Origin of the sequence: Streptomyces sp. NPDC002463, from assembly GCF_042889835.1 — a bacterium.
Taxonomy (GTDB): domain Bacteria; phylum Actinomycetota; class Actinomycetes; order Streptomycetales; family Streptomycetaceae; genus Streptomyces; species Streptomyces nymphaeiformis.
Genome location: NZ_JBIARL010000023.1, coordinates 41,265 through 55,302, shown reverse-complemented (window position 1 = coordinate 55,302; position 14,038 = coordinate 41,265). Strand labels below are relative to the sequence as shown.

Annotated in this window: 12 protein-coding genes; 7 read left to right on the top strand and 5 right to left on the bottom strand. The window is 72.6% G+C overall.

Going from position 1 to position 14,038, the window contains the following annotated elements; genetic code table 11:
• Positions 1-49: 49 nt before the first annotated feature.
• The gene (locus ACFYX3_RS34465) at positions 50-1,114 is read left to right on the top strand and encodes an ArsR family transcriptional regulator (protein ID WP_389022146.1); all 1,065 of its coding nucleotides are present in this window, start codon (positions 50-52) and stop codon (positions 1,112-1,114) included.
• Here the strand turns inward: ACFYX3_RS34465 and gcl are convergent.
• Positions 1,095-2,882 (bottom strand): glyoxylate carboligase, encoded by a 1,788-nt coding sequence (gene gcl / locus ACFYX3_RS34460; protein WP_389022143.1) that lies wholly within the window; start codon positions 2,880-2,882, stop codon positions 1,095-1,097. The genes ACFYX3_RS34465 and gcl overlap by 20 nt on opposite strands.
• Positions 2,883-4,057: 1,175 nt before the next feature.
• Here gcl and ACFYX3_RS34455 point away from each other — a divergent pair.
• From ACFYX3_RS34455 to ACFYX3_RS34445, 3 genes are all read left to right on the top strand, one after another.
• On the top strand, positions 4,058-4,420 hold the full coding sequence (locus ACFYX3_RS34455; RefSeq protein WP_382651893.1) for a hypothetical protein: 363 nt from the start codon (positions 4,058-4,060) through the stop codon (positions 4,418-4,420).
• Between the two features lie 87 nt (positions 4,421-4,507).
• The gene (locus ACFYX3_RS34450) at positions 4,508-5,293 is read left to right on the top strand and encodes a TIGR04222 domain-containing membrane protein (RefSeq protein ID WP_389022138.1); all 786 of its coding nucleotides are present in this window, start codon (positions 4,508-4,510) and stop codon (positions 5,291-5,293) included.
• A 19-nt stretch (positions 5,294-5,312) separates the two neighbouring features.
• Positions 5,313-5,828 carry a GNAT family N-acetyltransferase gene (locus ACFYX3_RS34445; RefSeq protein WP_389022135.1) on the top strand — a complete coding sequence of 172 codons (516 nt, stop codon included), beginning with the start codon at positions 5,313-5,315 and terminating at the stop codon, positions 5,826-5,828.
• 25 nt (positions 5,829-5,853) lie between these two features.
• Here ACFYX3_RS34445 and ACFYX3_RS34440 read toward each other — a convergent pair whose 3' ends face one another.
• Together ACFYX3_RS34440 and ACFYX3_RS34435 are read right to left on the bottom strand one after the other, a co-directional pair.
• Complete coding sequence (locus ACFYX3_RS34440) at positions 5,854-7,440, bottom strand: AMP-binding protein (protein WP_389022132.1); 1,587 nt, start codon at positions 7,438-7,440, stop codon at positions 5,854-5,856.
• Positions 7,437-9,122 carry an AMP-binding protein gene (locus tag ACFYX3_RS34435; protein ID WP_389022129.1) on the bottom strand — a complete coding sequence of 562 codons (1,686 nt, stop codon included), beginning with the start codon at positions 9,120-9,122 and terminating at the stop codon, positions 7,437-7,439. The genes ACFYX3_RS34440 and ACFYX3_RS34435 overlap by 4 nt, the downstream gene beginning before the upstream one ends.
• Before the next feature lie 91 nt (positions 9,123-9,213).
• Between ACFYX3_RS34435 and ACFYX3_RS34430 the strand changes: the two genes are divergently transcribed.
• Positions 9,214-10,029 carry a response regulator transcription factor gene (locus ACFYX3_RS34430; RefSeq protein WP_389022126.1) on the top strand — a complete coding sequence of 272 codons (816 nt, stop codon included), beginning with the start codon at positions 9,214-9,216 and terminating at the stop codon, positions 10,027-10,029.
• Positions 10,030-10,043: 14 nt separating this feature from the next.
• On the opposite strand, the gene ACFYX3_RS34425 is transcribed toward ACFYX3_RS34430, so the two are convergent.
• Both ACFYX3_RS34425 and ACFYX3_RS34420 read right to left on the bottom strand, forming a co-directional pair.
• The gene (locus ACFYX3_RS34425) at positions 10,044-10,505 is read right to left on the bottom strand and encodes an SUKH-3 domain-containing protein (protein ID WP_389022334.1); all 462 of its coding nucleotides are present in this window, start codon (positions 10,503-10,505) and stop codon (positions 10,044-10,046) included.
• Between the two features lie 10 nt (positions 10,506-10,515).
• The gene (locus ACFYX3_RS34420) at positions 10,516-11,637 is read right to left on the bottom strand and encodes a winged helix DNA-binding domain-containing protein (protein WP_389022122.1); all 1,122 of its coding nucleotides are present in this window, start codon (positions 11,635-11,637) and stop codon (positions 10,516-10,518) included.
• 200 nt (positions 11,638-11,837) lie between these two features.
• On the opposite strand from ACFYX3_RS34420, the gene ACFYX3_RS34415 reads away from it, so the two are divergent.
• Together ACFYX3_RS34415 and ACFYX3_RS34410 are read left to right on the top strand one after the other, a co-directional pair.
• Positions 11,838-12,944, top strand: coding sequence for a magnesium and cobalt transport protein CorA (locus ACFYX3_RS34415; RefSeq protein WP_389022119.1), 1,107 nt, complete (start codon positions 11,838-11,840; stop codon positions 12,942-12,944).
• Between the two features lie 109 nt (positions 12,945-13,053).
• Positions 13,054-14,031, top strand: a complete 978-nt coding sequence (locus tag ACFYX3_RS34410) for a GlxA family transcriptional regulator (protein ID WP_389022115.1) — start codon at positions 13,054-13,056, stop codon at positions 14,029-14,031.
• Positions 14,032-14,038: the final 7 nt, after the last annotated feature.

Genomic DNA, 14,038 nt, shown 5'->3' with positions numbered 1-14,038 from the left:
TCTCGGAGAGTACGGCGAGCACCGGTAATGTTTCGCGGGGAGGCGAAACATGGGCTGGTGGCAGATCGGTACGGACACCCTGGCGGCGAGCTCGTTCGTGCTCTCGCCGCTCGCCGAGACCGTCGCCTCGCTCAAGACCCTCCACTCGGCCGCGTCGGCGCATCCGGGCGAGCGGGCCTGGCTCGCCCGGCATCTGCCCGCGTACCGGGAGCGGCTCGCGGCCGAGCCGCTCGACGCCCTGCTCGTACGGGCGGCGATCGGCCCCACCTGGAACGCGGACTTCCTCACCCCGACCCCGCTGGGCGACCGCGAGCGGAGCTTCGAGGAGGAGGTCGAGGCGGTCCGCTCGGCCGAACCCGCCGACGCCGTCGACCAGTTGGCGGTGGCGGTGGGCGGACCGGTCCCGGAGCCGCTGCGCTCGGCACGGGACCTTCCGGACCGGCTCGCCGGCGTGCTCGGCTGGGTGTGGCGGGAGACCGTGCTGCCGGACTGGGCGCGGCGGCGGCGAGTCCTGGAGGCCGATGTGACGGCCCGGACGGCCCTGTTGAGCCGGGGAGGCTGGGCGGCGGCGCTCGACGAGCTGTGCCCGGGGAAGATGCGCTGGCTCGGCGACGGGCGGCTCCAGGTCAACACCCGTGACTATCCTCCGCGTTCGGTCGACCGGGGGCGGCTGCTCTTCGTTCCGGTGACGCCGTCCAACGGCTGGGTGTCCTGGGAGGGTACGGAGCGCTACGCGGTCGTCTACGCCTGCGCGGGAGCCCTCGCGGACGCGGCCGGCCCGACGGTCCCCGAGGCCCTGGGGGCCCTGCTCGGAACGGCCCGCGCGGGAGTGCTCGTACGGCTCGGAACCCCCCTCTCCACCAGCCAGTTGGTGGCGCTCACGGGGCAGGGGCTCGGCTCGGTCGGCCGCCATCTGAAGGTGCTGCTCGACGCCGGGCTCGTACGGCGGGGGCGGTCGGGCCGCTCGGTCCTCTACGAGTGGACGGCGGCGGGCGCGGTGCTCGTACGGGCGCAGGAAGGCCGAGGTCCGCGGGAAAGGGTGAGGCCCCCGCCCCGGTGCTCCTCGGGGCGGGGGCCGTCTCACGGCTCCGTGATCAGACCTGGAGGGCCTTGATCGCGGTCGGCGCGTGGCCGGGCTCGGTGGCCAGGTCCTCGAACTCGGTGACGTCGCTCATGTCGACCGTCTTGCTCATGGCGATGTTGGTGATGCGCTCCAGGATGGCCTCGACGACGACCGGGACCTGGTGCTCGACGGCCAGCTTCTTGGCCTCCTCCAGTGCCTCGCCCAGCTTGTTCGGGTCCTCGACGCGGATCGCCTTGACGCCCAGGCCCTCGGCGACCTTGACGTGGTCGACGCCGTAGACGCCGATCTCCGGGGTGTTGATGTTCTCGAACTCGAGGTTGACCTCGAAGTTGATGCCGAGGCCGCCCTGCGCCTGCCGGATCAGACCGAGGTAGGCGTTGTTCACGAGGACGTGGACGTAGGGGACCTTGTGCTGGGCGGCGACCGCCAGCTCCTCGATCATGAACTGGAAGTCGTAGTCGCCGGAGAGCGCGACGACCGGGGTCTCCGGGTCGGCGGTGGCGGCACCGATCGCGGCCGGGATCGTCCAGCCGAGCGGGCCGGCCTGACCGCAGTTGATCCAGTGGCGCGGCTTGTAGACGTGCAGGAACTGCGCGGCCGCGATCTGGGAGAGACCGATGGTGGTGACGTAGCGGGTCTCCGGACCGAAGGCCTTGTTCATCTCCTCGTAGACGCGCTGCGGCTTGATCGGGACGTTGTCGAAGTGCGTGCGGCGCTGGAGGGTGGCCTTGCGCTCCTGCGCGGAGGCGGCCCAGGCGGAGAAGTCGGGCAGCGTGCCGGCGGCCTTCCACTCCTTGGCGATCTCGACGAAGAGCTCCAGGGCGGCCTTGGCGTCCGAGGCGATGCCGTAGTCCGGGGCGAAGATCTTGCCGAGCTGGGTGGGCTCGATGTCGACGTGGACGAACTTCCGGCCCTTGGTGTACGCCTCCAGGTTGTAGCCCGTGTGGCGGTTGGCCCAGCGGTTGCCGATGCCGAGGACGAAGTCCGACTCCAGGAAGGTCGCGTTGCCGTAGCGGTGCGCGGTCTGGACGCCGACCATGCCGGCGGCGAGCTCGTGGTCGTCCGGGATGGTGCCCCAGCCCATGAGCGTGGAGATGACCGGGACGCCGGTCAGCTCGGCGAACTCGACGAGGAGGTCGGAGGCGTCGGCGTTGATGATGCCGCCGCCGGCGACGATCAGCGGGCGCTCGGACTCCAGGAGGAAGCTCAGCGCCTTCTCGGCCTGGGCGCGGGTCGCGGACGGCTTGTAGACCGGCAGCGGCTCGTAGGTCTCCGGGTCGAACTCGATCTCGGTCAGCTGGACGTCGATCGGCAGGTCGATGAGGACCGGGCCGGGACGGCCGGAGCGCATCAGGTGGAAGGCCTGCTGGAAGACGCCGGGGACCTGCGCGGCCTCCAGGACGGTCGTCGCGGCCTTGGTGACCGGCTTGGCGATCGTGGCGATGTCGACGGCCTGGAAGTCCTCCTTGTGGAGCTTCGAGACCGGGGCCTGGCCGGTGATGCAGAGGATCGGGATGGAGTCGGCGATGGCCGAGTACAGGCCGGTGATCATGTCGGTGCCGGCGGGGCCGGACGTACCGATGCAGACACCGATGTTGCCGGCCTTGGCACGGGTGTAGCCCTCGGCCATGTGGGACGCGCCCTCGACGTGGCGGGCGAGCGTGTGGCCGACGCCGCCGACGTTCTTGAGCTCGCGGTAGAAGGGGTTGATCGCCGCGCCGGGGACGCCGAACGCCTGGGTGACGCCTTCGCGCTTGAGGATCTCAACGGCCGCTGCGGCGGCGGTCATACGAGGCATGGGAGTGCTCCTGCTTCGGCCGGGCGGATCCAGGCGGGCGGCTCGTCTCGGGAGACCGGCCCGACTGTTTCCGTAATGCGGAAATGCTGTTCTGCTATACGGAAGCAATGTAGGTCGGGGTTCGGAGAGCCGTCAAGAGAAGTCCGCCCGCCGGGATCACGGAAGTGGCCGAACACCCTCCCCCGGGCCGTCGGATGGGTGGACGATGGGGCGGAACGACAGGGGGTTGGGCTGTGGGCGAGTCGGTACCGGTGCGCTGTCCGGAATGCCTGCGCACGCAGGCGTACGCGGCACCCGTCTTCCCCTGCGCGTGCGGGAGCCCGGTCGCGGCGCCGGTCGCGGCGGGGGCCGTCGCGGAAGCGATCACGCACCGGAACTGGGCGGACGAATGGGTCACGGTCCGCTGCGGAGCCTGCGGCCGCGACAACGACTGGCCCCACCCGGAACTGGGCTGCCCGTGCGGGACGGTCCTCCGGGTGCCGGTCCACCTGCCGGCCCCGACGCCGGGAGGGGTGGACGTCGCTTCAAACGACCCGGGGGACGGGGTGGCCGGATCGGACGGGGCGGACGGTCGCGGGGCGGTTGGACCTCGTGCGGGCGGGCCCGGGGCGGGTGGCCGCGGTTCGAGCGGATTCGGTACGGGTGCACCCGGCACCGGCGGGCCCGGCACCGGCAGGCCAGGGACGGGCGGTCCCCGTGCGGACGGGATTCGTCCGGGCGAGGTCGATACGGGCGGCGCGGCCACGGGCCGGGGTGGTACGGGGCACGGCCCCGGGACGGACGGGGCCGGGTCCGGCGGGGCGGCCGGGGGTGCATCCGGCTCCCCCTCCGGGGCCGACGGTGACCGGGCCGGCGAGGAACCCGGTAGTGGCCCCGGCGGGGACGCCGGCGGGCGGGGCGGGAGCGAGGGCCCCCGGAACGGGGCTCCCTCCGTATCGAGCGAGGCCGGCTCCCCGTGGTTCGGACCGGGGCCGAAGGCCGGGGGCGATGCCGGGCGCGGCGCGGGCCAGACCGGCCCGACCGGGCTCGGTACCACCGCGACGGGCCCGGCAGGGCGCGGCGCGGACGGTGCCGGCCCCGGGCGGCCCCGGCCCTTCGCCGAGCGGTATCCCGTGCGGGTGTCCCTGCCGCCCGCCGCACCCCGGCCCGTTCCCCTCCGTGAGGTCTTTCGGCCCGTGACGATCCGGACCTCTCGGGACGCCGTCGCGGCGGCGGCCGGGTATCTGCGGTGGCTCGGGTTCCGGGACGTCGTCCAGCCCGAGGAGCGGTCCTCGTCCGGTGTGGATCTGCGGGCTCCGGGGCTCGTCGCCCAGGTCGACCCGAGCACCCGGCCCACCGGGCTGCGAGCCGTCGAGTGCCTCTGGCTCAACGGGCTGAGCAGGGCCACCGTGAGCGTGTTCTTCTCGCTCGCCGGCTACACCCCGGAGGCCCGCTCCCGCGCCGCCGAGGTCGGTCTCCCCCTGTTCGTCCTGGACCTGACCGGTACCCCGCAGGCCGTCAACCACGCCGCGGCCGAACTCGCGGCCGGCGGCGCCTGAGCCTCACAACTCCTCGGCATCCGAAATCGGCCATTCACGCGTGACGATCACGCTCGGCCGGGCACAACACCCTCGGGGGTGGGCGTGATGCCGACGGGGACGTGGTGGTTCATCGGGGCGGTATGGGGCGAACTGCTGCTCGCCGCCCTGCTGTTGAGGAGCGGCGGAACGCGCAGCGGGGAGGGCGGGGCGGCCGCCGTGCCACCGCCCCAGGCGCTCGCGCTGCTGCGCGGCGGGCGCCGCGCGGCCGTCACCGTGGCGCTCGTGGCGCTGCACCAGCGCGGGGCCGTCGCTGCGGGCCGTAAACGTACGATTCGGGCCAACGGCGGTCCGGGCCGCACCCGTGACCCCGTACAGCTCGGAGTGCACGGGGCCCTGCACCGGGCCCTCGCGCTGCGGACGCTCGCGCAGCGCCCCGAGGCCCGGCGGGCCGTGGACGCATTGCGCGGCGAGCTGCGCGGGGCGGGGCTGCTGCGGCCGCTCGCGCGGCTGTGGACGGCCAGGGTGTTGCTGGGGTGCGTGCCGCTGACCGCGCTGGCGGGACCGTTCGCGACCGGGGCCTCCGGGACGGCCCTCGTCGGCGCGCTCGCGGCCGGGGCCCCGGCGGTCCTCGTCGCCGTGGCGCTGCTGCGGCTGCCGGACACGACGACGGCGGCGCGGCGGCTCCTCACCGGTCTGCGGGAGCGGTATCCGCTGCCGGCGCACCGACGCGAGGTGACGGACGGGTGGCTCGTCCAGCTGTACGTGGCACTGTACGGCGACCCCGCCCTGGCCCTGTTCCTGCCGCGGTTCTCGCGCGACGGCGGGCTGCTCGACCGCCCCCAGGAGGACGACGGCGGTCCCGGTAGGAGTGCGGGCGGCGCCCCCTGCTGAGCCCGCGCCATACTGTCCTATGCGCATCAGAGCGGCCGCTCCGGCCGAACTCCCGCTGCTCCAGGACATCGAACGGGCGGCGGGCGAGCCCTTCCGTTCCCTCGGCATGGCGGCCATCGCCGACGACGATCCGCTGCCCCTGGACGTCCTGGAGACGTACCGCTGCGCGGGCCGGGCGTGGGTGGCGGTGGACGCCGCCGACCGCCCGGTCGCGTACCTGCTCACGGACACGGTCGACGGCGCCGCCCACATCGAGCAGGTGTCGGTGCATCCGGACGCCGCCCGCCGGGGCGTCGGCCGGGCGCTGATCGAGCACCTGGCGGCGGCCGCCAGGGAGCAGGGCCTGGCGGCCCTGACCCTGACGACCTTCACCGAGGTCCCGTGGAACGCCCCGTACTACGCCCGCCTCGGCTTCCGCCCGCTCGCCGACTCCGACCCGGCGCTCACGGACGGCCTGCGCGCGATCAGCCTCGCCGAGGCGGCCCACGGCCTGTCGCTCTGGCCGCGCGTCTGCATGCGCCGGGAGGTGGTCTAGCAACCGCCCGGAACCGCCGGGACCCCTACGAACCGTACTTCTGCCGCAGCTCCACCTTCCGTACCTTCCCGCTCACCGTCATCGGGAACTCGGCCAGGATCTCCACCCTCCGCGGGATCTTGTAGTGGGCGAGCCGGTCGCGGCAGAAGGCGGTGATCTCGTCCAGGGTGGGCGGGGCTGCGGGGTCGCGCGGGATCACGCAGGCCAGGATCTCCTCGCCGTACCGCTCGTCGGGTACGCCGACGACCTGGACGTCCGCGATCTTGGGGTGCCCGTAGAGGAACTCCTCGATCTCGCGCGGGTACACGTTCTCCCCGCCCCGGATGATCATGTCCTTGATGCGGCCGACGATCTGCACGTAGCCGTCGTCCCGCATGACCGCGAGGTCCCCGGTGTGCATCCAGCGGCCGGAGTCGATCGCCTCGGCGGTCTTCTCCGGCTCGTCCCAGTAGCCGAGCATCACGCTGTAGCCGCGGGTGCACAGCTCCCCCGCCGTGCCGCGCTCGACGGTCAGCCCGGTCGCCGGGTCGACGACCTTCACCTCGACGTGCGGCATGACCCGGCCGACGGTGCCGGTACGGCGCTCCAGGTCGTCGTCGCGGCGGGTCTGGGTGGAGACGGGCGAGGTCTCGGTCATGCCGTAACAGATCGACACCTCCGCCATGTTCATCTCGGCGACGACCCGCTTCATCACCTCGACCGGGCACGGCGAACCCGCCATGATCCCGGTGCGGAGCGTGGAGAGGTCGTACGAGGCGAAGTCGGGCAGGTTGAGCTCGGCGATGAACATCGTCGGCACCCCGTAGAGGGAGGTGCAGCGCTCCTCCTGGACCGCCCGGAGGGTGGCCGCCGGGTCGAAGGAGGCGGCCGGGATGACCATGCAGGCACCGTGCGAGGTGGCCGCGAGGTTTCCCATGACCATGCCGAAACAGTGATAGAACGGGACGGGAATGCAGATTCTGTCCTGCTCGCTGTAGGCGATCATCTCGCCCACGAAGTAGCCGTTGTTCAGGATGTTGTGGTGGGAGAGCGTGGCGCCCTTCGGGAAGCCCGTCGTCCCCGAGGTGTACTGGATGTTGACGGGCTCGTCGCAGGAGAGCGGTTCCGGGCGGAGCTCCCCCGGCGTCCGGGCGAGCAGCTCGTCCCAGCTCGGGTCGCCGAAGTAGACCGCCTCGTGCAACTCCGGGCACTCGCCCCGCACTTGCTCGACCATCGCGCGGTAATCGCTCGTCTTGTGGGTGAGCGAGGCGAACAGCAGCGAGATGCCGGCCTGCTTGAGTACGTACTCCAACTCGTGCGCGCGGTAGGCCGGGTTGATGTTCACCATGATGGCGCCGATGCGGGCGGTGGCGTACTGGACGAGCACCCACTCGGCGCAGTTCACCGCCCAGATCCCGACCCGGTCGCCCTTGCGGACCCCGCTGCCGAGCAGCGCGGACGCCAACCGGTCGACGTCCGCGCCGAATTCGGCGTACGTCCAGCGGCGCCCGGTGGGGACGTCGACGAGGGCCTCGCGGTCGGGCCAGGTGGCGACGGCGCGGTCGAGGTTGGCGCCGATGGTGTCGCCGAGGAGCGTCGTCCCGGACACCCCGTGCGCGTACGAGACGGTCATCGCAGGTCCCCTTCCACGTACTCCACGCCGCCGCCCTCCGCCGTCAGCCGGCGCAGTTCGACGCGCCGGATCTTCCCGGAGACCGTCTTGGGCAGGTCGGCGAACTCGATGCGGCGGACGCGCTTGTACGGGGCGAGGACCGCGCGCGAGTGGGCGAACAGGGCCTTCGCGGTCTCCTCGCCCGGCTCCCAGCCCGCCGCGAGGACGATGTACGCCTTGGGGACGGCGAGCCGCAGCGGATCGGGGGCGGGGACGACGGCCGCCTCGGCGACGGCCTCGTGCTCCAGGAGCGCGCTCTCCAGCTCGAAGGGGGAGATCTTGTAGTCGCTCGCCTTGAAGACGTCGTCGGCGCGCCCGATGTACGTGATGTAGCCGTCCGCGTCGCGGGAGCCGATGTCGCCGGTGCGGTAGTAGCCGCCCGCCATCGCCTCCGCCGTACGCTCCGGGTCGCCGTGGTAGCCGGCCATCAGGCCCGCCGGGTTGGCGGCGAGGTCGAGGCAGATCTCGCCCTCCTCGACGTCCGGCGTGCCGCTCACCGGGTCGACGAGGGTGACCCGGAAGCCGGGGCTGGGGCGGCCCATGGAGCCTTCCTTGAGCCGCTGGCCGGGGCTGTTGGAGACCTGGACGGCGGTCTCCGTCTGGCCGAAGCCGTCGCGGATGGTGACGCCCCAGGCGCGCCGCACGGACTCGATGACCTCGGGGTTGAGGGGTTCGCCGGCGGCGACGACCTCGCGCGGCGGGGTCTTCAGCTGGCCGAGGTCTGCCTGGATCAGCATCCGCCACACGGTCGGCGGGGCGCAGAAGCTGGTGACGCCGTTGCGCTCCATCTCGTCCATGAGCCGGGCCGGGTCGAAGCGGGTGTAGTTGTGGATGAAGACGGTCGCCTCGGCGTTCCACGGCGCGAAGAGGTTGGACCAGGCGTGCTTGGCCCAGCCCGGCGAGGAGATGTTGAGGTGCACGTCGCCGGGCTTGAGGCCGATCCAGTACATCGTCGAGAGGTGCCCGACGGGGTACGAGGTGTGGGTGTGCTCGACCAGCTTGGGGCGGGCGGTCGTGCCGGAGGTGAAGTACAGCATCAGGGTGTCGTCGGCGAGGGTGACGCCGTCGGGCTCGAAGACGTCCGACTCCTGGGCGGCGAGCTCGTACCCGAGCCAGTTCACCCCGTTGCCGCCGACCGAGATCCGGGTGTAGTCCCCGGGGACGTCGTCGAACTTGGCGGTGTCCTCGGCGCGCACGATGACGTGCCGGGCTCGGCCACGGTCGACGCGGTCGCGCAGGTCGGCGGGGCCGAGGAGCGGGGTGGCGGGGATGAGGACGGCGCGCAGCTTCATCGCGGCGAGCACGGTCTCCCACAGCTCGACCTGGTTGCCGAGCATCAGGATGATCCGGTCGCCGGCGCGGACGCCCTGGGCCCGGAGCCAGTTCGCGACCCGGTTCGAGCGGGCGGACATCTCGGCGAAGGTGACCCGCGTCTCGGAGCCGTCCTCCTCGACGATGTGCAGCGCCGTGCGGTCGTTGTCCCGTGCGATGACGTCGAACCATTCGAGCGCCCAGTTGAAACGGTCGGGCCGGGGCCAGGCGAAGCCCTCGTAGGCCGTCTCGTAGTCCTCGCGATGCTGCAGCAGGAAGTCCCGGGCGGCCCGGAACCTCTCCGTCGCGCCGGTCGCGCTCGTGGGCGTCATGTGTCCTCCTCATTGCGGGACCTGTCCCGGACATCGTGTAATCGGTGACCCAGGTCTCACTACCCCCGTTCGGGGGTGAAGGAGTGTTTCCGTGCCCGAGATGGTGGAAGCGGTGGAGTTGCGTACGGCGCTGCTGCGGCTGAGGCGCGTCAGCGGGCTGCCCGTCGTCTTCGGCGGACTGCTCCAGGAGGGCCGCACGATGCGGATCGCCCAGCTGAGCGGGGCGGTGACGCCCGCGCTGCGGGGCCTGGCGATCTCGGCGGGCTCCGGTCTGGGCGGGAAGTGCCTGGCGCTGTCGCGGCCGTGCGCGGTCACGGACTATCCGACGTCGCGGCACATCACCCACGAGTACGACGTCCCGGTCTCGGCGGAGGGCCTGCGCTCGGTGATCGCCGTCCCCGTCGTCGTACGGCGCAAGGTGCGCGGCGTGCTGTACGGGGCGCTGCGCGAGTCCCTCCCGATCGGCGAGCGGGTCTTCGACGCGGCGATGGCGGCGGCGCGTGACGTCGAGCAGGCCCTCGCGGTACGGGACGAGGTGCGGCAGCTGATGGCCCCGCCGGCGCCCGGCCCGTCCTGGGAGGAGGTCCGCCAGGCGTACGGGGAGCTGCGGGAGCTGGCGCCGAAGGTCCTGGACCCGGAGCTGCGGGCGCGGCTCCTCGCGGTGTGCGGCCGCCTGGAGACGGCCGCCTCCGCCCCGTCGCCGGCGCCGGGCGTGACCCTCACCCCGCGCGAGACGGACGTCCTCGCGGCGGTCGCCTCCGGCGCGACGAACGCGACGGCGGCGGAGCGTCTGGGCCTCCGTCCGGAGACGGTGAAGGGCTACCTCCGCTCGGCCATGCGCAAGCTGGGCGCCCACACCCGCCTGGAGGCGGTGGTGGCGGCCAGGCGGGCGGGGGCGCTGCCGTGAGCGGCGCCCGGCCGTCACACGAAGTGGTCCCGCGCGTCCTGCCGGGGGCCGCGCAGCAGACAGCTGACGGCCTCGTACGCGTCCGCTCCCAGGAACTGGGGGCCGGTGTGGTGCAGGAGGAAGAAGCGTCCGGTGTCGTCGATGAGGACCATCGCCCCGTCGAACGTCTCGTACCCGACGGGGAAGAGCCTCCTCCCCAGGTCCCCGGCGAGTGCGGCGACGTCCTCGCCGCTCTCCTCGTAGATCCAGTGCGGGGTGAATGCGACGGCGTCCGGCGGCCTGCCCGGAATCACCAGGCGCAGCCCGCCGAACTCCCGGACGAAGTCCCGGGCGGCCCGGAACGGCTCGACGGGATGGCCTTCCCCTGCGAAACGCGCGGTCACGAAGCCGAGGAGCCCGGGCAGCCGCGCCCCGACGTCGCGGCCGCGCGACCAGCCGGCCTCGGTCAGGACGGCCTCGACCTCGGCCGTCGTCATCCGCGGCACGTCAGGCCTCCGTGCCCTTCGCGTGCACGATGTCGTACGGGGTGCCGGGAGGTGTCATCAGCCGGAGGGTGCGCTCGGCCTCGGCTTCGAGGGCGGTTCGCGTCGTGCGCGGCAGTGGTGCGAAGGGTTCGATCGTGAGGGTCGTGCGGTCCTTCGCCTCGTCGAGGCGCCAGGTGCCGGCGAGGAAGCCGTCGACGAGGAACGTGCGGTGGGCCTGGTTGCCGGTCCAGGTGCGGCCGTGGTGCTCGGCGGGGATCACGCGGGTGCGGTCGGCGTGCGAGAGGAGCAGGTTGTCGAACTCGGGCAGGAGGCGGGGCGGCGCCGGGGTGTCCCCGTCGGGGCGGGGCGCGTCGGGGAGGTCGAAGAGCTCGGTGCCCCGCTCGTCCTGGAAGACGAGGAGCTCGGGCCGCAGCCGTTCGAAGGCGGGGCGCAGTCGCGTCAGGCCGCACCACGTCTGCATGTCCTTGACGGAGGCGGGGCCGAAGGCGCCGAGGTAGCGCCGTACGGTCTCGTCGACGTCGGCGGCCTCGTCCTCCTGCCCGTCGAACCAGGCGCGGGTGGTGGTGAGCGCGACCTGCCCGCTGCGGCCCCACAGGCCGCGCGGGGTGACCTGCACCATCAGGAGCAGGCAGCGGGCGGCGATGGTCAGCGCCAGCGGGTCGGCCCCCGGCCACTCCTCGCCGAGATGCTCCCGCAGCGCTTTGGGCGTGCGGGGCCGTTCCTCGACGTACGCGGTCGCGAGGGCGGTGAGCCGGTCGAGGTCGACGCCGTCGAGGCCCTTGCGGAACATCTGCAGTTCCCGGTCGATGGCCCCGGCCTGGACGAGCCGGCGCAGGCCGACGGCGTCGCGGGCCGTGTGGGTGTGGACGGTGGACCGGAGCGAGACGATACGGGCGACCCGCCGGGACTCCATCAGGGCGGACAGGTCCTCGGGCCGGAAGCCGTCGAGCCGGGCGGCGAGCGCGTAGTACGGGGGCTTGGTGTTCTGCGCCTGGAGGCCGACGAGGTGGGCGACGGCCTCCTCGACGCCGAGCGGCGCGGGGCGCAGGAGGAGCTGCCGGTCGAGGGTGGCGCGGTTCAGGGCGCGGCGTCCGAGCACGGGGTGGGTCGTCTTGAGGGCCATGACCGGCACGCTACCGATGATCGCGGACAGTTTCTGTCCTATATGCAGGGGCGGATCGGTCCGACAGATCGATTCGGCGGGTCGGTTCGGCAGATCGGTTCGGCGGATCGACGGGCTGATCGGTTCGGCAGACCGGGGCCGCGGACATTCACCCCATATATCCTGCTATCGGCCCCAGACCGAGGAGGAGGTGAGCGACGATGTCCGACCGCCGCCCCCGCGCGGCCCGGCGCCGCCACCCCGAACCGCCGCCCGAGGCCTCGGCCGGACGGCCGCCCTCGGTGGAGCCGAGCGTGGTGCAGTCGACGCTCTACCGGGACGGCCGCCGGGTCTCCTCCCCCGCCACCCTCGCGGACACCTTCCGCCAGCTGCGCGAGCACCCCGACGGCATGGCCTGGATCGGCCTCCAGCGCCCGACCGAGGAGGAACTCCTCTCCCTGGCAGCCGAGTTCGACCTGCACGAGCTCGCCGTCGAGGACGCGTTGGAGGCCCATCAGCGCCCGAAGCTGGAGCGGTACGGCGACACGCTCTTCGTCGTCCTGCGCGCCGCCCGCTACCTCGACGCCCCGGAGGAGGTCGACTTCGGCGAGCTCCACGTGTTCGTGGGCCCGGACTTCCTCATCACCGTCCGGCACGGCGCCGCCCCGGACCTCTCGGCCGTCCGCCACCGCATGGAGGAGGACCCGGACCTGCTCGCCCTGGGTCCCGAGGCGGTCCTGTACGCGATCCTCGACGCGGTGGTCGACGGCTACGCCCCGGTGGTGGCGGGCGTCCAGAACGACATCGACGAGATCGAGACGGAGGTCTTCGGCGGCGACCCGGCGGTCTCCCGCCGCATCTACGAACTCTCCCGCGAGATGGTCGAGTTCCAGCGCGCCACCCGCCCCCTGGTGGGCATGCTCCACGCCCTGATGGCCGGCTTCGCCAAGTACGGCACGGACGAGGAGCTCCAGCGCTACCTCCGCGACGTCGCCGACCACGTCACCCACACCAGCGAGCGCGTGGACGGCTTCCGCCAGGCCCTGACGGACATCCTCACGGTGAACGCGACCCTGGTCACCCAGCAGCAGAACGCCGAGATGCGCGCCTTGGCGGAAGCCGGCTTCGAACAGAACGAGGAGCTCAAGAAGATCTCCGCCTGGGCCGCGATCCTCTTCGCGCCCACACTCGTCGGGACCATCTACGGGATGAACTTCGACACCATGCCCGAGCTGCACTGGGTGGGCGGGTATCCGTTCGCGATCGGCTTGATGGCGCTCGTCTGCACGAGCCTGTACGTGATCTTCAAGCGGCGGGACTGGCTCTAGGAGCGGTCGTCAGGGAGCGGTCGGCGGGGAGCGGCCGACCCCGCTCGATGTCCGGATCTGACAGAACATGGTCATTGCGGCCGCCGGAGCGGGGCGAAATGATCAGCGCATGCCCCCACCGCACCGAGTCGTCATCGCGGCCTTCCCCGGCGTCGAACTGCTCAACGTCACCGGTCCCGCCGAGGTGTTCTCCGTCGCGACGCGGATCGCCGACACCGACCGGCCCGGTTACACCGTCCGCATCGCCACGGCCCGGGGCGAACCGGTGACCACCTCCAGCGGGGTCCGGCTGATGGCCGACCTGACGCTCGACGAGGTGAACGGCGACATGGACACCCTGCTCGTGTCGGGGGCCGTCCGCGTGCACGACCACCAGGTGGAGCCGGTGCTCGACCGGGGGATCATCGACTGGCTGCGCGAAGCAGGACCCGGCACCCACCGCCTGGGATCCATCTGCTCGGGCGCCCACCTGCTGGCCGCGGCGGGCCTGCTGGACGGCCGTACCGCCACGACCCACTGGCGTACGGCCGCGCGACTGGCCGCCGACCACCCGCTCGTCACCGTCGATCCCGACCCGATCTTCATCCGGGAAGGCCGGCTGTGGACCTGCGCCGGCATCGCCTCGGGGATGGACATGGCACTGGCCATGGTCACCGAGGACCACGGTCCCGAACACGCCCTCGCCACAGCCCGGACGATGGTCATGTACGTCAAACGCGCGGGCGGACAGAGCCAGTTCAGTGCCCCGCTCGCGCCTCCCGCGGCGCCCGGCGACCGGCTGGACGACCTGCGCATGTGGATCGGCGAGCACCTCACCGAGGACCTCTCCGCCGAAGTCCTGGCCGGTCGGCTGCATCTGGGCGTGCGCCACTTCTCCCGGCTGTTCCGCGAGCGTACGGGCACCACTCCGGCCGCGTACGTCGAGTCCGTCCGCCTCGACGCCGCCCGCCGGCTGCTCCAGGACACCGCCCACGGCCTGCCCGAGATCGCCGCCCTCAGCGGCCTCGGTTCCGTGGAGAGCCTGCACCGTTCCTTCCGGCGCCGCCTCGGCACCACCCCCGCCCAGTACCGGCGCCGCTTCCGCTGAACCCCGC